The sequence below is a fragment of the Desulfonatronovibrio magnus genome (assembly GCF_000934755.1).
Taxonomy (GTDB): Bacteria; Desulfobacterota; Desulfovibrionia; order Desulfovibrionales; family Desulfonatronovibrionaceae; genus Desulfonatronovibrio; species Desulfonatronovibrio magnus.
In genome coordinates, this window is record NZ_JYNP01000029.1 from 56,961 (window position 1) to 78,652 (window position 21,692).

Annotated in this window: 28 protein-coding genes and 1 tRNA gene; 7 read left to right on the forward strand and 22 right to left on the reverse strand. The window is 44.9% G+C overall.

Annotated elements, in window-relative coordinates:
* Window positions 1–104: 104 nt before the first annotated feature.
* Genes LZ23_RS03825 through LZ23_RS03840 form a run of 4 tightly spaced genes read left to right on the forward strand, consistent with a single transcriptional unit; the run spans window position 105 to window position 3,524 of the window.
* Window positions 105–992: a branched-chain amino acid ABC transporter permease gene (locus tag LZ23_RS03825; RefSeq protein ID WP_045211730.1), complete on the forward strand. Its 888-nt coding sequence runs from the start codon at window positions 105–107 to the stop codon at window positions 990–992.
* Window positions 964–2,040, forward strand: a complete 1,077-nt coding sequence (locus tag LZ23_RS03830; protein ID WP_232300395.1) for a branched-chain amino acid ABC transporter permease — start codon at window positions 964–966, stop codon at window positions 2,038–2,040. The genes LZ23_RS03825 and LZ23_RS03830 overlap by 29 nt, the downstream gene beginning before the upstream one ends.
* Window position 2,041: 1 nt before the next feature.
* Window positions 2,042–2,824, forward strand: coding sequence for an ABC transporter ATP-binding protein (locus tag LZ23_RS03835; protein WP_045211732.1), 783 nt, complete (start codon window positions 2,042–2,044; stop codon window positions 2,822–2,824).
* Window positions 2,817–3,524, forward strand: coding sequence for an ABC transporter ATP-binding protein (locus LZ23_RS03840; RefSeq protein WP_045211733.1), 708 nt, complete (start codon window positions 2,817–2,819; stop codon window positions 3,522–3,524). The genes LZ23_RS03835 and LZ23_RS03840 overlap by 8 nt, the downstream gene beginning before the upstream one ends.
* A 218-nt stretch (window positions 3,525–3,742) precedes the next feature.
* On the opposite strand, the gene LZ23_RS03845 is transcribed toward LZ23_RS03840, so the two are convergent.
* Window positions 3,743–5,128, reverse strand: a complete 1,386-nt coding sequence (locus LZ23_RS03845) for a histidine kinase dimerization/phospho-acceptor domain-containing protein (RefSeq protein WP_157493100.1) — start codon at window positions 5,126–5,128, stop codon at window positions 3,743–3,745.
* A 376-nt stretch (window positions 5,129–5,504) separates the two neighbouring features.
* Here LZ23_RS03845 and LZ23_RS03850 point away from each other — a divergent pair.
* A tRNA-Met gene (locus LZ23_RS03850) sits at window positions 5,505–5,581 on the forward strand.
* A gap of 148 nt (window positions 5,582–5,729) precedes the next feature.
* Here the strand turns inward: LZ23_RS03850 and LZ23_RS03855 are convergent.
* The 21 genes from LZ23_RS03855 to LZ23_RS03940 form a co-directional block, all read right to left on the reverse strand.
* Window positions 5,730–5,957: a hypothetical protein gene (locus tag LZ23_RS03855; RefSeq protein ID WP_045211737.1), complete on the reverse strand. Its 228-nt coding sequence runs from the start codon at window positions 5,955–5,957 to the stop codon at window positions 5,730–5,732.
* 1 nt (window position 5,958) lies between these two features.
* On the reverse strand, window positions 5,959–6,114 hold the full coding sequence (locus tag LZ23_RS23885) for a hypothetical protein (RefSeq protein WP_157493101.1): 156 nt from the start codon (window positions 6,112–6,114) through the stop codon (window positions 5,959–5,961).
* Window positions 6,115–6,146: 32 nt separating this feature from the next.
* On the reverse strand, window positions 6,147–6,392 hold the full coding sequence (locus tag LZ23_RS03860) for a hypothetical protein (RefSeq protein WP_157493102.1): 246 nt from the start codon (window positions 6,390–6,392) through the stop codon (window positions 6,147–6,149).
* A gap of 77 nt (window positions 6,393–6,469) precedes the next feature.
* Window positions 6,470–6,619, reverse strand: coding sequence for a hypothetical protein (locus LZ23_RS23890; protein WP_157493103.1), 150 nt, complete (start codon window positions 6,617–6,619; stop codon window positions 6,470–6,472).
* A gap of 291 nt (window positions 6,620–6,910) precedes the next feature.
* Entirely contained in the window at window positions 6,911–7,219 is a 309-nt protein-coding gene (locus LZ23_RS03865; protein WP_045211741.1) for a hypothetical protein, read from the reverse strand.
* Between the two features lie 4 nt (window positions 7,220–7,223).
* Window positions 7,224–8,060 (reverse strand): SEC-C metal-binding domain-containing protein, encoded by an 837-nt coding sequence (locus LZ23_RS25280; RefSeq protein WP_045211743.1) that lies wholly within the window; start codon window positions 8,058–8,060, stop codon window positions 7,224–7,226.
* Window positions 8,060–9,970 carry a phage tail tape measure protein gene (locus LZ23_RS03875; RefSeq protein ID WP_045211745.1) on the reverse strand — a complete coding sequence of 637 codons (1,911 nt, stop codon included), beginning with the start codon at window positions 9,968–9,970 and terminating at the stop codon, window positions 8,060–8,062. The genes LZ23_RS25280 and LZ23_RS03875 overlap by 1 nt, the downstream gene beginning before the upstream one ends.
* 193 nt (window positions 9,971–10,163) lie before the next feature.
* Complete coding sequence (locus tag LZ23_RS03880; RefSeq protein WP_045211746.1) at window positions 10,164–10,394, reverse strand: hypothetical protein; 231 nt, start codon at window positions 10,392–10,394, stop codon at window positions 10,164–10,166.
* An 8-nt stretch (window positions 10,395–10,402) separates the two neighbouring features.
* Complete coding sequence (locus tag LZ23_RS03885) at window positions 10,403–11,092, reverse strand: hypothetical protein (RefSeq protein WP_045211748.1); 690 nt, start codon at window positions 11,090–11,092, stop codon at window positions 10,403–10,405.
* Window positions 11,093–11,137: 45 nt separating this feature from the next.
* Window positions 11,138–12,712 (reverse strand): terminase large subunit, encoded by a 1,575-nt coding sequence (locus tag LZ23_RS03890; protein ID WP_045211750.1) that lies wholly within the window; start codon window positions 12,710–12,712, stop codon window positions 11,138–11,140.
* An 8-nt stretch (window positions 12,713–12,720) separates the two neighbouring features.
* On the reverse strand, window positions 12,721–13,257 hold the full coding sequence (locus tag LZ23_RS03895; RefSeq protein ID WP_084590881.1) for a P27 family phage terminase small subunit: 537 nt from the start codon (window positions 13,255–13,257) through the stop codon (window positions 12,721–12,723).
* A complete protein-coding gene (locus LZ23_RS03900; RefSeq protein WP_052507094.1) occupies window positions 13,251–13,553 on the reverse strand; it encodes an HNH endonuclease signature motif containing protein in 303 nt (100 codons plus the stop codon). The genes LZ23_RS03895 and LZ23_RS03900 overlap by 7 nt, the downstream gene beginning before the upstream one ends.
* Window positions 13,550–13,735 carry a helix-turn-helix domain-containing protein gene (locus LZ23_RS03905; RefSeq protein ID WP_045211753.1) on the reverse strand — a complete coding sequence of 62 codons (186 nt, stop codon included), beginning with the start codon at window positions 13,733–13,735 and terminating at the stop codon, window positions 13,550–13,552. The genes LZ23_RS03900 and LZ23_RS03905 overlap by 4 nt, the downstream gene beginning before the upstream one ends.
* 70 nt (window positions 13,736–13,805) lie before the next feature.
* Window positions 13,806–14,183, reverse strand: coding sequence for a hypothetical protein (locus LZ23_RS03910; protein ID WP_045211755.1), 378 nt, complete (start codon window positions 14,181–14,183; stop codon window positions 13,806–13,808).
* 3 nt (window positions 14,184–14,186) lie between these two features.
* Window positions 14,187–14,540, reverse strand: coding sequence for a hypothetical protein (locus LZ23_RS03915; protein ID WP_045211757.1), 354 nt, complete (start codon window positions 14,538–14,540; stop codon window positions 14,187–14,189).
* Window positions 14,537–16,897, reverse strand: a complete 2,361-nt coding sequence (locus LZ23_RS22280) for a DUF3987 domain-containing protein (protein ID WP_052507095.1) — start codon at window positions 16,895–16,897, stop codon at window positions 14,537–14,539. Before LZ23_RS22280 ends, LZ23_RS03915 begins: the two co-directional genes overlap by 4 nt.
* Complete coding sequence (locus LZ23_RS03925) at window positions 16,890–17,258, reverse strand: J domain-containing protein (RefSeq protein WP_045211758.1); 369 nt, start codon at window positions 17,256–17,258, stop codon at window positions 16,890–16,892. Before LZ23_RS03925 ends, LZ23_RS22280 begins: the two co-directional genes overlap by 8 nt.
* Window positions 17,255–17,428: a hypothetical protein gene (locus LZ23_RS23895; RefSeq protein WP_157493104.1), complete on the reverse strand. Its 174-nt coding sequence runs from the start codon at window positions 17,426–17,428 to the stop codon at window positions 17,255–17,257. The genes LZ23_RS03925 and LZ23_RS23895 overlap by 4 nt, the downstream gene beginning before the upstream one ends.
* Before the next feature lie 3 nt (window positions 17,429–17,431).
* Window positions 17,432–17,644 carry a hypothetical protein gene (locus LZ23_RS03930; RefSeq protein ID WP_045211760.1) on the reverse strand — a complete coding sequence of 71 codons (213 nt, stop codon included), beginning with the start codon at window positions 17,642–17,644 and terminating at the stop codon, window positions 17,432–17,434.
* 67 nt (window positions 17,645–17,711) lie between these two features.
* The gene (locus tag LZ23_RS03935) at window positions 17,712–18,380 is read right to left on the reverse strand and encodes a hypothetical protein (RefSeq protein ID WP_045211762.1); all 669 of its coding nucleotides are present in this window, start codon (window positions 18,378–18,380) and stop codon (window positions 17,712–17,714) included.
* Entirely contained in the window at window positions 18,377–19,537 is a 1,161-nt protein-coding gene (locus LZ23_RS03940; RefSeq protein ID WP_045211763.1) for a tyrosine-type recombinase/integrase, read from the reverse strand. Before LZ23_RS03940 ends, LZ23_RS03935 begins: the two co-directional genes overlap by 4 nt.
* Window positions 19,538–20,485: 948 nt before the next feature.
* Here LZ23_RS03940 and LZ23_RS03945 point away from each other — a divergent pair.
* Both LZ23_RS03945 and LZ23_RS03950 read left to right on the forward strand, forming a co-directional pair.
* On the forward strand, window positions 20,486–20,824 hold the full coding sequence (locus tag LZ23_RS03945) for a tRNA-binding protein (protein WP_045211765.1): 339 nt from the start codon (window positions 20,486–20,488) through the stop codon (window positions 20,822–20,824).
* A gap of 437 nt (window positions 20,825–21,261) precedes the next feature.
* Entirely contained in the window at window positions 21,262–21,540 is a 279-nt protein-coding gene (locus LZ23_RS03950; RefSeq protein ID WP_045211767.1) for a type II toxin-antitoxin system RelE/ParE family toxin, read from the forward strand.
* The last annotated feature ends 152 nt before the right edge of the window (window positions 21,541–21,692 follow it).

Here is a 21,692-nt window from a genome sequence, read left to right on the forward strand (position 1 = left end):
TACCTGATCAAGGCCGGAGCATAATTGCCTGTTGCCCTGCTTAGAAATCAAACAGTTATGACCAGCCAGGCACTGCTGTTCTGATATATCCAAAGGAAAAGACCTTGTTTGAACAACAGCTTATAAATGGACTCACCCTGGGTATGATATATGCCCTCATTGCTGTAGGTTATACTATGGTTTATGGTGTGATCCAGCTCATCAATTTCGCACACGGCGAAATATTCATGCTTTCAGCCTTCCTTGCTGTCACATTCATCACAGTATTCGGACTACCCTTATACGTTGTCATTCTCATGACCATGGGATGCTGCGCTCTTATTGGAGTGATGCTGGATATTTTTGCTTACCGCCCCTTAAGGCAGTCTCCAAGACTTGCAGCCTTGATAACAGCCATAGGCATGTCCATATTTCTTCAGAACCTGGCCATGATTATATGGGGCAGCAGGCCCAAACCATTTGTCCAGGAAGCTTTACCATCATTTTTGAGAACTACCGCCGTCACCATTGGGGAAGCCAATGTAAGCTGGCTTCAGATGTCAATATTTATTACAGCTTCCACCCTGATGATTATTTTGTTTCTTATCATCAATAAAACCAGGGTAGGCACTGCCATGCGTGCCCTGTCCCAGAACCGTACCAGCGCAGCCCTCATGGGCATAAATGTCAACAGAGTCATATCCTTCACCTTTGCTCTTGGTTCAAGCATGGGAGCAGTAGCTGGCATTATGGTGGCCATTTACTACAACACCTTGTATCCTACCATGGGTTATGTGGCAGGAGTAAAGGCCTTTGCCGCAGCGGTTCTCGGCGGAATAGGCTCAGTACCCGGAGCAATGATCGGGGGTATTGTTCTTGGCATTGCTGAAGCCCTGGGCGCAGGTTATATATCATCACTATACCGTGATGGGATTGCCTACGGGGTTATGATAGCAGTAATTATTTTCCGCCCTTCTGGAATTCTTGGAAAATCTACCGTGGAAAAAGTTTGATCCCATGAATATCAGCCTTAAAGATGCCATTAAGTACCTGTTCCTGGCAGCGGTTTTAATATATCCGTTATTTGCTTTTGCCAATGAGTATGTTCTGCACGTCATGGTCCTGATCATGGTTTATATGATCCTGGCCATGGGGTTAAATATTATTCCCGGATTTTGCGGACTGCTGGACCTGGGGTATGTAGGCTTTTATGGAATTGGAGCCTATACTGCCGGCCTTTTGACTATTCATTTTGGCCTGTCCTTCTGGGTTATTGTACCCCTGGCAGCCTTAAACGGAGCAATTTGGGGAGTTTTACTCGGTGCCCCTACTCTGCGTCTTACAGGGGATTACTTTGCCATTGTCACCTTTGGCTTCTCTGAACTGGTTGTCCTGTTTCTGACCAATGAAATATGGCTTACCCGGGGGCCACTTGGCCTGCCGGGAATTGATCCGGTCATCATTAATTTTTCATGGCTTTCAACCATGATTAATCCTGAATGGGACTGGTACTGGGAATTCCTGGGCTTAAGGCCGTATTTTTATCTTGCGGTTTTTCTGGTTGCTCTGGTCTATATCATAATGGGGCGTATGGAAGATTCCCGCTTGGGCAGGGCCTGGTTCGCCATCCGAGAAGATCCCATAGCGGCATCAAGCTGCGGCGTTAACCTGCTGACCTACAAGGTAATCGGTTTTGCCATTTCAGCTGCCATTGGTGCTGTTGCAGGTGCATTTCTGGCCAGATGGACCATGTTTCTTTCACCTGATATGTTCAAATTCTGGGAATCATTTCTGGTATTGTGCATGGTGGTTCTGGGAGGTCTTGGAAATTTCAAGGGAAGCCTGGTAGGAGCAGCTGTCCTCATTGCCCTTGGTGAAATTCTAAGAATGGTTTTGCCCGGACTTGGTTTGCCTGCCGAAACAAGGTTTCTTGCTTATGGACTGATTATGGTGCTCATGATGCGCTTCAAGCCCATGGGCTTTTTCCCGAATATAGCAACTCAGTCCCAGAATAATCCAATACTTATAAAACTGAAAAAAGAACTCGGTTCTTCGTCATAATATGAATATCCTGGAAATAGACAGTCTGACCATGCGCTTTGGAGGCCTGCTGGCTCTGGCAGATGTCAGTTATAATGTTAAAAAGGGGGAAATCCTCGGTCTGATAGGACCCAATGGGGCTGGAAAAAGTACCATGTTCAACTGCATTTCCGGGGTTCTCAAGCCCACCAGTGGCAACATGATGTTTGAATCAGACAGCAGGATGCTTCGCATAAACGGATATAAGGCGGAAAAAATGACCTACCTCGGTGTAGCAAGAACTTTTCAGAATATTCGTCTTTTTTCCGCTTTGACAGTTCTTGATAATGTCCGCATAGGCAGACATTGCCGGACCAAGGCAAACTTTTTTGGAGCAGTGCTGCGAACAAAGTCCCAGCGCAATGAAGAACAAAGAATTGTTGATGAATCCATGGACTGGCTTAAGTTTGTAGGTCTTGATAAATTTGCCTTTTATACAGCATCGGCTCTCTCCTACGGCTTTCAGCGCAAGCTGGAAATCGCCCGATCACTGTCCACAGAACCAAGCCTGCTTTTGTTGGATGAGCCTGCTGCCGGCATGAACCCCAAAGAAACAAAATCCCTCATAGACCTGATCCATAGAATTTCTGATCAAGGCATCACTGTGATTTTAATCGAACATGATATGAAGCTGGTCATGACCATCTGTAAAAGACTGGTCGTTCTGGATCACGGCACTAAAATAGCTGAAGGCGGTCCTAAGCAAATACGGGAAAACCCCAAGGTTATCGAGGCATACTTAGGAAGAGGAGCTGCTGATGCTTAAAGTGAACAATATCCACACCTATTACGGAAATATTCACGCCATCAAAGGGCTCAGCCTCCAGGTTGATAAAGGTGAAATTGTCACCCTTATTGGCTCCAATGGAGCTGGAAAGTCCACTACGCTTATGAGCATAAGCGGCATTACTCGCCCCAAAAAAGGAACGATATCTTTTGAAGGACAGGATATCACCAGCACTTTAACAGACAAAATTGTAGCCATGGGCGTTACCCAGGTTCCTGAAGGGCGCATGATCTTTCCACGTCTTAATGTTTATGAAAACTTGCTTATGGGAGCCTATCTAAGAAAAGACAGAAAAGGCATAAAAAAAGATGAGGAACGGTCTTTTGAGCTTTTTCCCATTCTAAAGGAAAGAAGAAAACAGGCTGGTGGGACGCTTTCCGGGGGTGAACAGCAGATGCTGGCTATTGCCAGAGCCCTCATGGCCAGACCCAAGCTGCTGCTTCTTGATGAACCGTCTCTCGGTCTTGCACCCATTGTTGTGGAAAATATATTTGAAGTAATTACCCAAATCAATCAGGAAGGAGTAACTATTCTTTTAGTTGAACAAAATGCCCAGATGGCTCTTCAGATCGCCAACCGCGGATATGTGCTGGAAACAGGAAAGATCATAATGGAAGGAGAAGCGCAGGATCTCATGAATGACAAAAGCATCCAGGCAGCTTATTTAGGCATAGATTAAAAGGCTAACTTCTGGCACATATAATGCATTAAAATCTATAAAGCCTGGGTCATTGATGCAGGTGGATTTATCTGAAGAACTAACACAAAAATAATTGCAGGATTAAAATCCATTAAAGACAAAAGAGTTCCAGATAAATTCGCCCATGGTGAACCCGGGTTTTTTTATGAGCTCTGATGGCTTTCATTCAGCCATTTTACATGCTTATTTTTTTTAACTTAGCTTTTCTTGTCATTTTTTTGAAAATGCATTTCTTCAACAGACTCGTCAAGATCAAGTATCTGAGTATCCAGATATTTCTGCATCCTTACCTGAGTGATATTTTGCAGCTTCCTGTAAATATCGAACAGCCTGTCACCCTGTTCACTAATTATTTTCTGATGCCTTTGTGACCTTTCTACATCTTCTGCTTTGGTTCTGGCCAGAAGCTGGGAGGAATTTATTATGGCTGTCAATGGTTGAGACAATTCATGACATATAGTCCCCACCATTGCTATAGCAGTATTTAGCTGAGATTCTTTTTCCTTGTCTGAAACATTGCGTACAATCCATATCAATTCTAAATTCTGACCTGGAGGGCTTAAACAGGTCACCTCCCAGTGGACATTATCCCAAAACAGAATTTTGGAATGCTGCCTTTCATGGATATAGCTATCATTATCAGCAAGCGAAAGGTTACGAATAAAATCAGAAAATTCTTCAATTATCTCAGGCCGCATCTGAAAGAGGTTACGCGAAGCGTTCTGAGCCTCCTGCTGACTGTGACCAAGCATTTCAGATCCAGCTCTGTTGATAAAGATCACTTCCCCAGTAGATGATGACTGAATCATAGGAAACGGCAGGTGGCTGACAATGCTGTGCAGAGCAGCCTGCTTTTTGGATGCATCTTCCTGGAGCATTGTCATGGCGTTCAAGTCTTGAATCAGTTGGATAACGCCAATCACCTCACCGTCAAGAAATATCTTTTGACAGTTTACCTGATAAAACCCTTGCATCTGCCTTCTGAAGTGCATGAATCCTCTAATAGTCACAGCCCCATCCTCCATTAGGATTTCGAGGTCTGGATCAGGAAAGAATTGCCTGTAATCAACAAGAGTAAAGTTCTGCATGAGCATCTGACCGATCAGTAAGCGGTCTTCATTGTAAAATATGCGGCCAATATCTTTTTTTGAGATAACAGACTCAGCACTCACCTTGGTCAAACGCTCACAACTGCTGTTCCAATGCGATACAAACCCATGTTTATTAAAGGTTATGGTTGGAAAAGGCAGGGCCTCAACCAGTTTTTCAAGAATCTTGATTTTCTTTTCGTATTTTTTTTTATAAACTGACCGAGCTATGATATTAATTATCACTGCTTTACCAGGAACTTCTTCAGTCAAATCAATATTCAGAGGTAAATTGGTCCGCAAATCTTTTTTCAGCTCCAAATCATTAACAAGCAATGCAATAAAATCCAAAGAACAGTGCTGCACCATCTCTCTCCAGGTCGTAAAGACAGGAATTTCAGCTTGGAAATCTCCCTGGTCCGTCAGGCACACTCCTGAAACCACTGTGGAGTAGTCTACACCTGCATTAGTCAATTTATTGACTACCTGATTCAAAAATCTCCCAGGACCTAACAGACCGATTTTATGATACACTGAACTTGCCTTAGTGTTAACTGATTAGCTATTTCAATAAAAAATTTGCAGTACCGAACCGTTTGATTCAAATTCTCTTGTAACTTCGTCCTTTGGTTACGGAAACCAGATTTTGAAAACCAAAGCTCAAATTAAACTCTGCTTCCAGGTGCCTTAAGCCTTACCCTCGACGATTAATAACAAGGGTTATTTTTAAATGATCTTTCGCAAACATGTCAATTCAATAATTATCCTGTATGTTGATTCTTTTACTCCTTATTTCCATATTGAAAATAAAAATAATCAAATTAGTTGTTGACAACGATTCCCTAAAGAATTATTCATTTTGATTACGCGATGCGGGGTGGAGCAGTATGGTAGCTCGTCGGGCTCATAACCCGAAGGTCTCAGGTTCAAATCCTGGCCCCGCTACCAATAAAATCAAAGGCTTAGAGGCAACAGCTTCTAAGCCTTTTTAATTTTTTCTAACCTATTTCTAACCAGAATAAAAAAGCTGCCCCCACAACAAAAAAAGCCCTGGCCATTTCTGACCAGGGCTCCAACTCTGACCACCATCTTGATGTTATCGCAGTCCACCCGGCAATTTGCAGATCAGGCTCTCAAGATTATTTACTCTTTCGGTCATAGCCTTATAGATGCCACTCAGGACCGTATATCCTCCATAATCCTCTGAGTTGAGATAACTTTTGGATAGAGATTCAAGTCCGTGAGCCATGATCCCCAGCTCTGTCATTTCATGGAACAGCTCTTGCTTGATATCCAGTTCTCCTGTGGATGTATTCTCTGACATTTTATTTGCCCTCCTGCTTATTTTCATTCTTCACTAAATTTTTAAGCCCCTGGCTCAGTTCTTCCCCTGATACGCCCTTGACCACAAGTGCATCATATACCTTGTCGATAAGATCCCGGTGCTGGTCAATAAATTTTGCATATTCCAAATCTGTCATGACATTTACCTCCTAATGAAAGCAGTGCGATATTAGCTTTTTGTTCCATCAAGTGCCCCATGTAAGATTCCGAGTTCATCCGGCAAGAGGTCAAGTCTGTGGATCTGTTTCTGGAGCCGGTCTCGGATAGCGTCAATGATTTCTTCCAGACCATATTCCTCTTGCTGAACAAGGGTATCTGAAAGAAAATTCAGACTTGCGCTAATCCTGTAAAGACCGTCCTTAACATCATCAATCTGGACTTTAGTCTGTGTTTGGCTTAATTGTTCATCTGCCATGGCAAAACCTCCCTTGGGTTTGTTGTGGTTCCGTCCGGGGTAGGCAGTGCCATTGCCCGCCCTGGACAATAAATTATTTACTTACCTTTATCCTCTTTCAGTTTTTCCACACACATCAGCAGAAGAGCTTTGATGGTCAGGCCCAGTTCAGCCGCCAGAATTTTCAACTCCCGGTGCTCTTCTTCAGCCAGTCGGATGGAAACATTTTTGTACTTTGGTTCAGACATTTTTTGATCTCCTTGTTTATGTGCGTTAATTAGCTTTTTAATTGCTTAACTAATTGATGTCAATATATTTAATTAAAAAACATTTCCGTAAATAGTTCAATTAAAACAATATCTTAAATCAAGCTCATATTTGCCCTGTATCGATTCAGCCCATACTAAACCCCTCGGAACCCCTGCGGATGCCCTTAGAGCGGCTCCTGCGGCCTCGTTTTTTTTGAGTACCAAAAAACAAAAAGCCGAACCATCAATTTTGACAGTCCGGCTTAATGAGGTGGAGGGTGAAGGAGATTTTTATTTTACCTGGATGCGCTCATTGAGAAAACCTATGGCCTCGCGTGTTTCGTCAAGGAACCTGTAAACGGTATCTTGAAAAAACTGTGGAATGATCTCTTTGCTTCCAGGTAACTTTTCGGTGTCGTGCAATGCTCTTAGTATTTCCTTTTCAAGGAAGAAAAAATACTTCAGAAGCTTTTTCGCCTTCCTTTTTTTGGTTATGGACAACTTGCCAGAATCGCATAGGTTCAGCATTGCGTTATTTTTTATGTGGAGTGCCTCTTTGCGCTGTATTTCAATATTATCTGCCATTTTTTGAAAGTTCATAATATCACCCGCAGCATTTTTTAAATTTTTTACCGCTGCCACAAGGACAGGGAAGATTTCGGCCTACCTTCACACTCTTGGCCTGCACCGGCTGGAATTTATCGGCAAGATCAAGACAGTTCTGGAAAGTTCCAATCTCTTGATAATCGCAAACACCTTCCAGCCCCAGAGTGCAAAGTTCAACCGGACCCTCAGGGATGGAAACGCCATTCTCTTCAACCTTTTTTGTCCACGCACTAGACCCCACGCTGGACTTCCATTCGCCCGTTACGGCCCACTTAAATTGAAACCCCAGCAACGTTTTAAGGTCTTCTGATGTCTGTGGCATTCGCCCCAGTTGGCCCGTGAACTTATCCACGGCAGGACCTTCAGGAGCAAAGCAGAAGGGAGCCTTGAGAATTTTTTCTTTGAAATCTCCATAAGAAGTCATTAACAACATGCACATCTTGTCAAACTTGTTTGAATGGCCAGCTATGAACAATTCGCAAGTGCCTCCGTTCGGCTCTTTTTCCAACTGGTCAATTACATGCTCAATCACTACCTTAGGTGCTTTCGGAAATTCTTTACGGGCAATATCCCTAAAAAACCCCCGCCACACTTCCCGGAATAAACCAGGGGTAATTTCCCTAAGATCATCAAAGTCACGGCATCCACTGCTGTTTGCTCTTTCTGTGAATTTATCAAGTATTTCTACATTCCCGCGCCCTGTGATGATGCAGTTGCAAGCTGGTCTAATTTTCCTGAGCTTTCCATCTATCACTGTATCGTTATAATCAGCTTGCTGTGTGTCGCTTAAAGCCTTGATCTCTCTTTCTTCCAATAAAATATTAACGTATGTCATTACTTGCCACCTTTTGGAATTTGCAATGGAATAATAATTGGAGTCTGAGCAAAGTAAGCCATGATCTGAGCAAGTGAATCTTTCATAATGTCAACGAAAGATTTTCCCAGGTCTTTAAAAGAACTTACTCCGTTATCAAGCATCTTTCTGAAAGTTGACCCCGCTGCATCCTGGATGTTGCCGAGCATACGTTCAATCATTCGCTCAACTTCAGATGATGTGCGCCTGACTTCTGATACGCGCTTACGTTCTGCGCCGATATTGCCTTCAAGAGCCTTACGCTTTTCATGGTATGCTTTGATCTCGTCCGTCACGGCCCGGATCTGCTCTGTGGTGGCTTCCGTGCCCATGCGCAGGATTGCATTATAAATATCCTGCTCCATTGCAGTCATGGACAGCATTTCAGTTTTACGCCGGTAGTGTTCGGCCAAATCTTCAACTGTTTCAACATGGTTCTGCATAGCCTTATTGACATCAGCATTGATTCCGGCCCAGTATTCTTGCTCTCGGGCATAGTCCACCTGGAACTGTAAAGCGTGACTGAGTGCCGCAGTTACCTTGTCAATCTGTTCAGCAGTTGCCTCGAATTTTCCACCAGCATCATCTGTGGAGTCACCGGCATTTCCAATTTCTTTTGTGTAGTCCCTGGTAGCGTGCCCGGACCTTTCCCACGCATCAAGCTGCATATTATTGAAATGCAGAACTTCTCTTGCCAGTTCCCGGTAGTGCTCCGGCAAGTTGGCATTGTTCATAATTGTGACCAGCTGTTCAGTCGAACGGCTTGCGAGTTTATTTCCCTCAAGAATTGCCTGGCCAGTGTTTTCAGCTTCTCCAGCCGCAGCCTGGAGCTTCGCATTGATTTCAGATAAAGCCTTTGCCAGTTCATCCGGGCCCATTCTGGCGAAATCTGACCAGTCCAGTTCACCCTTAAAGGCATGAGCTGCCCCCTGAGCGGTATTCAATAGCTTTGGGATCAACATAAAAGCAGCCATTGCAACGGCATATTTCTTACCAAGGAGTGCCACTCCCAAAATGCCAATACCTGAGCGGGCATCATCCGGCACTGCACTATATAATTCATAAAGTCCGCGAAAACTCGTTTCAATCTGTGTTACGTACTTATTAACATTTAAGGCAATCAACTCTCTGTTCGCCTCAACCCATTCATAAGTTCGATCAGCAGCGGTGGTCATTGCAGGAACAAGATTTGATACGATCTCAAGCTTTGCGCCGCTCATGGCCCCTTTGATCCGGGTCATCTGGTCGTTAAACTGCTCCACGTCCTGAGCCATTTCCGTTGACAGGGTAAGGCCCAACTTTTCTGCTTCAGCCCTCATCTCTTCCAGCCCTTCACGGCCCTGATTGAGCATTGGAATTAATTCGCGGCCTGATTTTCCGAAAATCTGCATTGCAAGAGCGGTCTTTTCTGCACCGTCTTCCATGCGGGCAAACCTGTCTGCAATATCCCCCATAACCGCATCTGAGGACCTGAGTTTACCCCCGGTATCAGTAACGGATACGCCAAGACGTTCAAAACCCTTACGGGCTTCACCAGTCCCCTGTGAAGCGTCAAGCATATTCCTGGACAGCCTGCCCAGGGAATTGCCCACATTTTGTATTGATGTTCCGCTTAAATTAGCGGCGTGTTGATAAGATGATAAAAGTTCAATTGATACCCCAACTTGCCTTGACAGCTTAGCCGTAGCATCAGCCATTTTTAGGGTTTCGCTGATTGCGCCCTGGATAGCCCGGACACTGAAAGCACCGGCAAAGGCAACGGCCACGCCCCTAAACATGCGGGTCATGCTCTGTGTCGTCCGCTGGATTACATTTGAGGCTGAATTCATATCTCGCTGAAGTCTTGCAACGTTACTTACAAGCTCTATATTTAATCTTCCGATAGTCGCCATTATTTTTCCCTCCACGTAATAGCAAGTAATTAGATACTGAGCATAAATAATGCTATGATTATTTACTGTTTTAGACCTATCTTGTTACTACAATAAAAATTCATATACTGTCAATAATACTTTTTGCTTAATTCTTATGCGTTAATGTATCCGGACGCATATAAAACAGCCTGATTACGCGCCCGGATATGGCTTAGATGTTAAAACGCCGCATCATAAATCGGTTATGATGACCGCGATCCATGCGCCCACTCTCTTGAGAATCTCCGTCACGGAACATCAGATTTCCAACCTGCACCCGCTTCCGTCCGAACACTTGCCAGGATACGCCCTGGATCAACTTTTCAGGAACCCGGTTAAGGATCTCTTCTGCGTTTCGGACGTGGGACTCTTGCAATTCACTCAAAAGTTTTTGATCAAACATAATTCCTCCTATGTATTTAATACAGCGTCTATCTTTCTAAACAGCTTCCAGAGTGACCAGTCAGCGTTTTCCGCAATGGGAGTTTCTGCCTCGTGACTGACAAGCTCACGGGGATCAGGGATTTCTGATTTGATTTTTTCAATTTCTTCTGGATCAAAATCCGGTAACATCTTCATTCCATCCAACGCCCTGTAAGCGTCCATGCAATATTGTAGGGCCGCCTTAACTGAAGCATGGTTACTGTAAACAACTTTTTTGGACTTCATGTTGACGATGTTACGGCCCTCATTCCTGACTTGCTCGCTGATCGACACTTTCCGGAGTTCGTCATGCTTCTCCAGAAAATATTGCTGGGCCTCGTCGATTCTCCGGTCATAAGTCTCAATCAGAATCTTTTGATTCGCGCCGATCACGCTTTCCATCCGTTGCTGTTCGCGCTGTTTTTCTGCCTGCAGACCTGCCATTTCAAATTCAAGATTCTTGACCTTTCCCCGCGCCTCTTGAACTTCAGCCTTTTTGCCATTAATATCTTCTTCAATTTTTTGAAGAGAAAGCTCTTTGCCTTCCCGGGCCTTGGTAATTTCATCAGCCGCAGCCTTGCGCTTGTTCAAAATTTCCTTTCGGCTCAATTCGCGCTTTTCATCCAGAAGAGGCTTAAGAAGGTCAAAGTCCTGCACGTCAAAATTTTCAATTCTCATTGTAAACTCCGTTATCGATTAGTTTAGGTTAAGTTGAAATCATTACTAAAATACAAGAACTCCACGGTTTTCATAAGCCGAAACATGAGCAGACTCTGTCTGTGCGCCGTTCAGAGCCATTGCCAGAGCAACAATTCCATCAATCCGTCCTGTGGACTTGATTTTGTCAAACTTGCGATTTCCAGCCGCATCAGGCTGAACCCTGGAATTTCCAGCGCACATTGTCAGGACAGGATGATTCCCGTGCCTGATCCGTTCCTCAATCAAGGCATCCTCTAGACACTCCAGGGCACTATTCATGTCCTTGAACCCCTGACCGTGGCTGATCAGCTTAAGGCCACCCGGAACAGGGCTGTCTTGCCCTTCAATCCATGCGTCCATCCCTTCTTCAACCATTGCCCGCTGCATGTCTGCAATTCTCCACCTGTCAAACTTGACGGAGCTGATCTGGACTTTGCCCATAAGCTCCGCGATCTGTCTGGCAACATACCTGTAGTCAATGGTTTTGCCCGGAACTGCTGTCAGGTGCCCCTGGCTGGCCCATAAATTGTACGGCATGCTGTCCTTTTCCTCACGCTCGCGCATATTATCAGCAGGACTCCAAAAGAATGGCCAGACGTGAATTTTCTTCTCTGAATCTTCAGCCACCAGGATCAGGACTGTCAGATCATTCTTTGCACTGAGATCCAGACCGCCGAAGCATTCCACATCTTCAAAGACACTCAGGTCAGGTTCAGAGCCATTAGCTTTCCAGATTGCCGATGAAATGAAATGCTCAGCCGCATCAATTCGCCGGTTCAGATATAAATTCTCAAAACTGGCCTGCATGGAAGGCATTCTCTTTGCCTTGGCTGCATAGTCGCGCATTTCCTCAAGACTCCGGAAATCTCCCAGGCTAGGATTAGCCAAGTGCCAGTTTTGTTCATCAAACGGATCAAGATCATCTGGAACAGTGAACAGGAAGCTCTTGAAGGTTGGATCTTCAATTTCACCACCACGGACTTTTTCTCCGTAATCCAGCAGTTCAGACATAATTGCACCATCATCCGGACTCTGTGTGCTGAATGTCCATGTCATCGGTTCGTCATGGGCAGCCGTGGACGTAATCAGGGCATCATACAAGGCCCGGTCCCGGCCAAACTCTGAAAGCTCATCAAAAGCAATGAATGATGAACTCTTGCCCATTTTCCCCTTTTTCTCACCACTCAAGACTGAATAGACAGAGCCGGAGATTATATCCTTGATCTGCTTCCGTGACTCGATTACGACCAATCTTTCCGAAAGCTCTTCATCCATGTAAACCATACTTTTGGCATAATTGAACAAGATGGAAGCCTGTTCTCTGTCCACGCTCAAGCTATACAACTGCCCATTCTGGATAGCTTCAGGCCCGGTCAAATGACATAAGCAGATTGCGCTGATCATGGCCGTCTTGCCTGCCTTCCTGCCCGCGCTAAACACTGCATGGCGAACAATGCGCTTGCCCTGTGCATCAGTAGGTCCGTAAACCTCCCCGATGATCTTCTTTTGCCAGTCACGAAGGACAAAAGGCCGCCCCACACTGGTTCCGTCCGGAAGTCGCAAAGTTTCAATGAACTCAATAATTTTTTCAGATCTCATTTTTAACCTCACTTGCGGAACAGGAGCCCCTCGCGTTTACTCTTAGGCTGCCTTAGCCCTTCAGCGTCCTTGAACCTGGAAACCGCTGTGGCATTCTTGTTGATGGACAACTTAGTTCCCAGGTTAGCCATGGTCTGTGCACAAGCGTCACGCTCCAGGGCCCACGGATTACGCTTGATGACACCATTGTCCTGCGTGACCATCACGCCCTGATCCCTGACCATTTTTACCGCTTCCTTGTGCTGAGCAGCAGCTTCACAATACGCCCGCAGCTGATCGTAGTGCTGGGGCTTGAAGTAGTCGGGCGCGTAAACGTTGACGATCCTTTTCCAGATAGTCCGCGCCGCATCACTCATCCCAGGAAGAGGATTCGGCCGCTTGAGTTCGGAAGGCTCAACAACTGTCAATCTCCCTGCTGGTTTAGGTCCTGATTTTCCCATTTTATAACTCCTTGTAATGATGGTTGAATTTCCCGGAGAATATCCAGGGAACAGCGAGCGAAAGCCCATACTCGGTTCCTGACGTGCATCTGTGGAGATCAACATGCCCCTCCCTCAAGGTTCCAGGGGTGATTAGGATCAAGAGGATTGCCGTTGATGTCGCATCCATGTCTTGACGAATGCAGTACATCATGACACGGCCTGCACACGCTCATCAGGTTTGCCGCTCTGTTATCTCTGGGGTTAGAGTTGATGTGGTGAACAAGAACTGCCCCGGTGACTTTGTCCCTGGACTTGCACTGCTCACATAGAGGGTCTGCATTCAGTTTCATCTTCCTGACTTTTTCCCAGTTTGAATTATATCCTCGTTGCCTTGACGATAATCTGTTGTCGTATTTCATATTGTTCGTTCTCCTTTTCTCTCAAATTCAACCAGATCCTTGCGCGAAATCCGCAGGTTGCCAACATATTTGATCGCACGGAGCCTGCCTGATTCAATCCAGTTTCTTACTGTTCGCGGGTGCACCTGGAATATTCCGGCAACCTCGTTGATGTGGTAGAGCTGCTTCTCCGGCAATACCATGTTTTCCCCCCTTATGCGCTCATTTCTACATAAAGCCCGGCATATTTCAGCCGGGCATCATAATTAAATATTAAACGCCTGCTTCATTGTTCAGGTAATCAAAAACAACATCTCGATACACTGTAAGATCAAGCAATGCCCCAATGAAGGGGTCAACCTTGGCCGCATCGGACATTAACAAGTACCTGCCCACAAGACTTGAAAGCAGTTCATTTTTGGTAGGCCCCCCTACATCAGGACAAGCATGTTTGGGATGGAACTGATCAAGGGTAAAATATAACTCCCCAGGAGCGTATTCTTCACAAACTCCACTTGGGTCTCTGACAATATAGCCTTCTGTGTCGTGATTTTTATAAACCTCACCCAAGCAATTAGATTCGCCCAGGAGTTCGCCTTTAAATGTAATGGTCCTGTCCAGGACTATGTCTTTCAATGTAATTTTTCTCATGTCTTATTCCTCGCTCTGTTTAAAAAATAATGCTTCCAACTCCAGGGCATTGGCCCATCTTCCGGGATCAACTTTCGGTCCAGCCAGTAAGGGCTTGAACCTTAAAACCTGGCTGCCATTATCATGAACAATAGTTGCACCAACTTCTGACAGAAGATCCGCAAGATGATTTTTTGAAAAATCAGGTATAAGAGTTTCATGCCCAATATTGCCAAAAATACCCCTGTCGTTAATATTGGCATTTTTGGCCCTGGAATTTGTAAACTCAGTTTTTGCCTCATTTTGAATATTGGCATTTTTGGGCATGGTTTCGGTAATGTCAGTTTTTGATACTTTCCATTTTTCTGAGAATCTCATCTGACCACCTCCGGATTGACTTCAAAGACCTTGGACGGCCTGCCCGGTCCTGATGGTGGTTCTGAAACCTTGCGGATATATCCTCGTTCTTCCAGGGTATCTAGTCCGGGCTTAACTTCAGCCATGGTCTTAAGTGTACCATGTAGAGCTTTGTAGCAACTCCTTGCGGTAAACCTTGTGGAACTCGTCTCGCGTATCCACTTCAGAACTCTCAAGGCAGCTGCGCGTGAATCATCACAACCCATTTGCCCGATTGCTTCCCTGGCATGGTCAGCCAATCTTGAGGATAAGGACAGAGCTTGTTCCATGATTTCTGCTGAAACGGTAAGATTTCCAGGTAATGAAGATGATATGCAGTGAAAGAGTCCTGCGATCCTGGCCGCTGCTCCAGGCAACTTTCCTGCCCAATCGGTCATAGCCTCGAACTGACCACCTGGCCTGAGTTCAACTTCAACTGCCTGAGCGAACTGTTTCCACAACTCATAAGCACCTGGAGATAGTTTCAATTTCAAACCGGCTCCACGCAGATCAAGCAAACTTCTGATCCCTGAATCATATTCCCTGATAACCTTCTCAGACATTGCCCGGGTATCTATTTTTCTGTGTCCTAGCCTGGAATCAGGCAAGATATATATAAAACGTCCTATGACCCCGCGCCCACGAAACCCCGGCTTACTGGACAATGACTCCATGACTTCATTCTGGACACATAGACAGATCACAAGTCTGGGTTTCAGCAGGACTAGTGGTTCACGGCCAACACGATCAACTGAAACCGGTTCCCCGCAATGAGCTTTCAGGTAAACATCCAGATTCGGAATGCCTTTGGAGTATCTTCCGGCCATGGTATCGAACATGCCGCCTTCAGCGGAAACAATGCCGGCCACTTCATTATTGTCTTTCAGTAGAGTAGGGACTCTTTCATTTGTACTGTCATCAAAAATCAGTCGTGGTGATTTTGGAACATCAGGGAGTGAAGCTTCAGACTTTGATATTGATTCGATTTCCTCATTAAGCTTGTCCTGGTCTTTGATCCTCGAAAGTTTAGACCTGCGTTGATCAATTACCTTTTCCAAGGACTTACGCTTGGATCTGGCCGCCCGGATTTTGTCTCGCATATCTTCAGCTTGCTCAGATTCCCAAGCGTAAATAGGTCTGAATGATATTGCTATTGTGCCGGACTTTCGTTCCGCTGGTGGTAATTCTGCCAGAAGATACAAGTTTAAGGTTTCAGAATACCCTGTCTTGACTTCCACCTCATCAACACAGCCTATCACCGCCAGAGATACCGCACCCAGAACAGTTGTGACAGCCAGTTCAGCAGGCACTTGCAAAGAGTCTGATATTTCCCTGACCATTGATCCCGCCCATAAAGGCAGGTCATCAGCGTTAATTGCTGGAACATCGTATTGTGAAAACGGGATAAGGTCCGGCCATGATTCGGCCTGGTTCTCTGGGGATGGATAATCAGCTTGTTCAATTCTGAGACTGACCGCCTCCAGACCTTTTGAAGTTGCAAGGTCATTAAAATCAGTGCCAAAATCCCCAGAATCAAACTCCGGCCATGTCAGCTTGGCATTGACAGCCAGAGCCGTTTTTCTGGCGTATGCCATGCCGGGATTGCCGTCTGTCTTATGGTCATTGTCAGAGCAGATGACAATTTCACGATCTGGAGATTTACTTCTTACTGCTTCAGCAACCGGCTGGAGATTTCCAGCATTAAAGGCAGCCAGGACGGTATGCTTTCCGTTCATGGCTTCCCATACGGATGCAGCAGTGGCGAACCCCTCGCAAATGAAGACAGGTCCGTCAGCACCAGATCCTTTGATGGAGAAAAACCCCCCCCTGACTTTTCCATCAGTCAGGAATCTCTTGTTGCCACCATCATCAATGGTCTGATAACTTTGAATTTTACCGTCAGCATTAATGACTTTGAGCAGCAGTTTGTTGTTGTGCAGTCTCGCTCCACAAGGTTTGATATTTTTCTTTATAAGGTAGGGACAATCAGCAGGAGCAGGCCCGGCATTGTTCCAGATGGTTTCAGCTTCGGCCGCTGCATCTTCAGCAAGTCTTGACCGTTCAACTTCAGCTTTTTCCTTAGCTGCCCTGACCCACTCTCTTTGTTGATCAGTAAGCTTGGCTCCGTTTTGGCTGTGCCATGTCAGGTAAGATTCAGGGTTTCTCCAGTCGCCATAAAACCCCGCCTGGAGCCCGTCTCCATGTTCAAATAGGCAATAATACCCGGCTTTGTCCTGGCTCTTGTCAGAGGTTGCGAACCTGTGGATTTTGCCATCAGGAATTATTTCTTCCGGCCCATAACCAATCCCGTCGATGATAGCGTTTTGAAAATCATGCATTTCGCACCTCCGAATTGAGCCAGGAGGCAACCTCAACCGCTTTCGGGTGTCCATCATGCTTGTCGGGATGACATAGGAAGATTAAATCTCTGTATTTGGCTTTGAGTTTGGAAGGAATGTCGCTCTGACGAGTTCCATTTGCTGTCATGAAGCCGATCTCGGTGCGCAGGTTGTTGTTCTCAATCTGTAAATCACGAACCTTTGCAATCAGTGCCCGCAGCATTGATTCGTGATCCGATGAATTAGCGTGCTGCTTCTGCTCCTTCTGCTGCTTCCAGCAGGATATGCATCGAACTTTCCAGGTTTCGCCCCGTTCAGCCCAGAATCCACGTCCGCAGTCAATGCAGTATTTTTTCATCATGACTTGCCTCCTCCCATCAGCGCAATGGTTAGGAGGATGCCAATAGTGCGGAAAAAGTCTTGACAAAAACGTAAAAATAAATTAGATGTAGGACATATTGTGTCGCCCAGCAGCCGCACATTTTTGCCCCTGATGCTTGCCACATCCGGGGCTTTTTCTCTTTTGGACATTGCCTACCCCCTTCTGGAATCGTTCGTTTCAACCACATGCCCGGATGAAAAACTTTCCAGATCCGCAGGATCATAAAAAATCTTGCGGGCAACCTTGTAAAAACGTGGGCCCAACCCCTTACACCTCCAGACCTCCAAGGTCTTATGCGTAAATGGAGTTCCGATTGCTGCCAGATATTCAGCAGCTTCCCTGGTACTTAACTTTCGCTTTTCCATAAAAAAACCTCCGTTAACTGTTTAAGTTTGACGGAGGTTAAAAAGCCTTAATCGTGGTAACTGGTTATTACGAAAAAGATTTTTTCATTTTTTTCTTAATGCTTCCAAAATAATCTCTAAGTGTGTAAATTGACAGCTCATTTTTTTTATCTAAACTTTCTTTATCTGATCTTATAAAAACATTGATCTGCTTCCTTTTTTTGTCACAATAGTATTCATCATACAATATTTCGCAGTCATCAACGTGCCAATGTTGTTCCTTTAAGACATCAAGAAGATCTTCCCACGTTTTACGTGGATGCTTCCTGATTAGCCTTACAAGCAGTTTTTCAAAATATTTATCATGCTTTGGTTTTTGTCCCGCTTCACAAAACTTAGCATGTGCATCAATCCCTTTCTGAGCCCAAAATTCAAGATTGATCCCTGACACTGACTGCCCTGCAACAAAAGCATTCATCAGCGCAGCATCAACATCGCCTCTCTCAACTGCCCGATCAACCGCGTCGAGTCGAAGCAACAACTTCTCCACACCTTCTTTCCGTTCATCGTCAATGCCTTGTTCCAGTAACCGTTTCGCCTTAGTCCTGTAAGATGAAGCAATTCCGGTAAAGGTACAAAGCGAATGAAAAGATTTTCTGAGCCGGTCCTGGAAGGCAGGATCATCTTTGCTGACCTTTTCCAAGGGTTCATGGAGGCACTCGAAAATTTCGCCTTTTTTATTCAGCCTGACTTTCATTTTTCCACCACCTTTTTGAGCTCAATAACATTATCTTTCTGTTTCGGCTGCAAGAGATCCGCTGCCACGTTCGCCGCTGCTTTCTTGGTCTGTGGGAGAAACTGTCCATACCTTTTCGTCATGGCCTGGGACTTATGACAAAGAAGCTCCTGGATCATATCAAGGCCCACTTGCCCGGAATTGGCCAGGGTAACAGCAAAGTGATGTCTCAACCCATGAAAGGGCCTCCACGACTCAGGGAGCCCAGCTTTTTCTTTGATCCGGTCTGCTGCTGAACAGTCCGTTGCCATGCCGCCGTTTTTCCCGGGGAAGATATAGGGAGCTCCAGACTTTTTCTCATCGCGCCATTTTATCTGATCCAGGAGAATATCCTTGACCGGCTCGCTCATGGGTATGTACTCGGTCTTGCCCCCTTTCGGCTCTCTCAGTGTGATGATCTCTTGGGTGAAGTCCAGATCATGATCCTGCAATCTGAATATTTCACCACGCCTCATGCCAGTGAACATTGCAAGTTTCAGCATCCTGGCTACTGGCTTGTAAGGCCAACCTTCCAGAACCGTGAGAAAGCTTTTAAGCTGATCCTCATTCAAATATTCAACAACTTCATTGTCCCGCTTGGGCATCTCGATTGTAAATGATAACTTTGGAGACATGCCTACCTTGTGACCATAATTTGTCAGCCGCCGGAGAAGCTCTAAGGTATTCCATACAGTCCCGTCTGATTTGCCTTTCATGTTTTTCTTGATCTGGGCAATGGTCAGCATGGTGATTTTTGAAACAGGCATTTTCCCCACAACAGGATCAAGATGCAGATCATACCTGTTCTTGTCAGTGACATATCCTTTGAGCGTGTCCTTTTTTTCCTCAAAGTAAGTTTTGGCAATGTCCTGGACAGGTTTATTCTTCTGGGCTCGCTCACGCTTGACTTCCTTGGTGGTCTTGACCTCATCCCCGTGACGGATATTCCGCAGACGTTCTGCCCGGATTTCTGCTGCAATCTGTGGAGTAATGCCTTCAGACTTGAGGCCGACCTTTTCCCAGCGCAGACGGTTTTCCCCATCCTTAAACGAAATGTAATAGGTAATGTCTTTTGATTGAAGATCATACTTATAAACCCCAGACCATCTTTTCGGATCAACCCTTTGCATTTTGCCCATGCTTTCTGACCTCCGGGAAATTTGGTTAGAAAAAAGTTAGAAAATCCGTCAAAATGTCCAAAAGTGTGAAGCCTTGGGCAGCCTGACCCGAAGCATATTTGACTATTTTTTTTCTAACCTATTTCTAACCAGTTGGTTAGAAAAAGATAAATTCAATTAAAATCTGTTAAGGAAGTTACCCGAAAAGCTTTTAAGTTGTCAAGCGTAAATAAAGGAAATTAAGGTAAATTAAACTAAATAAAATTGGTTATAAAAATTAATGCTTTGTGCTCATAACCCGAAGGTCGTAGGTTCAAATCCTGCCCCCGCTACCAATAAAATCAAGGGGTTACGGTGAAAATCGTAACCCTTCTTTTTTTGGAAAAAACAAATCCTACCCCTAATCCTACCCCCAAGAAAAAATATAAATATGCTTTCCCAGGGTACTGTAAGAACTGCATAAACATTTCAGTATAATCACTTGCAAAATATTATCCTTCAAGTGTGATGAAGTTAGTAATAAGTAACGGCTACATCGTAGCACAAAACACATCATTATTTCAGAATAGTACTCAGAAGTCGAAGAAATATCACATTTTTGAAACCCAACAAATTTTCTCAATCAATAGATTTATACAAAGTACCAGCCACCAGTAGTCCCTACTCTGATTTCATTTTCAAGCACTGCAAACAAAATTATGTTGACCGGCTTCCATGTGTGCCAGGGTGAATATTTACGAAGAAAATTTCTGGACAAAGGGGTTATCATGGGGCAGGAAAGATGAGTAGGGGCAGAGATGAGATAGTCTTCACTTTAGGCAGAACCAGACTTATGCACGTAGTCTGCTATGAACCAATTTCGTTACTTGCCAACCAAAATATTACAAAAAATCAACCGATTGCATCAATTTCGCATGGTAATTTTTAGCAATTCACTGACATTTTATCGTTTGTAAGGAGGAAAAAAGTATGATACATATTGATTGGGAAGATTTTCAAAAAGTTGATCTGCGCGTAGGCACTATCATCGATGCCCATGATTTTCCTGAAGCCCGCGTCCCAGCCTATAAACTGCAAATAGATTTTGGTCAGGAAATAGGTGTCAAAAAATCCAGTGCTCAGATTACTGATCTTTACACAAAGCAAGACTTGCTTGGCAAACAGGTCATTGCAGTGGTTAATTTTCCTCCAAAACAAATTGGACCAGTCAAGTCGGAGTGTTTGGTTACCGGCTTTCACAGAGATGATGGAGCAGTAGTTCTGGCTGTACCAGATACCAATTTACAAAACGGGGCTCGCCTTGCATAAATGCCATACCTCCCCTCTGTATCATACTCTCCGCTTTGCACCAGTCTTGCCACCAGTAATGATGGGCATTAAGCTCCTGACTCCGTCCATGGGTATGGCATAGTCCAGTTCAATTATCCTGAAGACTGCCGGAAAAGTTTGGATCGGTCAATTCGTGTGCTACGGGAGCATTACGCGTTTCTGACAACTGAAAAAATTGATGTGTTTGTCACAGGCTTTTTGGGGTTAAAAGCGGTTTATCATGGCTTGGCACGGCTTCCTGCCCGGAGGCTGACAGCCCGGAGGGGGACTGTCCCTGGCTTCGGGACTGTCCCCTATCAGGTTGTCAGAAACGCGTAATGCTCCCTGTGCTACCTACATCGGTCATATCATTTGCTCCGGACATTCAATGATTTCAAAGGTTGACATTCGTAACCATTGCGGTTACATAATTCTGTATGATTAAATCCTTTAAGCATAAGGGACTTGAAGTATTTTATTATTATGGATCAACAAGAGGCATTAGTCCCGAGCATGCAGACAAAATATCCAGAATCCTGGATCGACTGAACGCTGCAAATGACATAATTGATATGAACTTCCCAGGGTCCTACCTGCATAAGCTATCAGGAAAACTTAAGGGACAATATTCCGTCCGGGTCTCGGGAAATTGGAGAATATTTTTTAAATTCATAGATAGCGATGCTTATGTCGTTGACTATGATGATTACCATTAAAAGGTGACTATTATGATGACAATGAAAAGACAGCCATCCCATCCCGGATATATTCTGAAGAAAGATTATTTGGAACCACTAAACATTTCTATAACCAGCATGTCTGAAACACTTGGCGTATCCAGAAAAACCTTGTCAAAGATATTGAATGA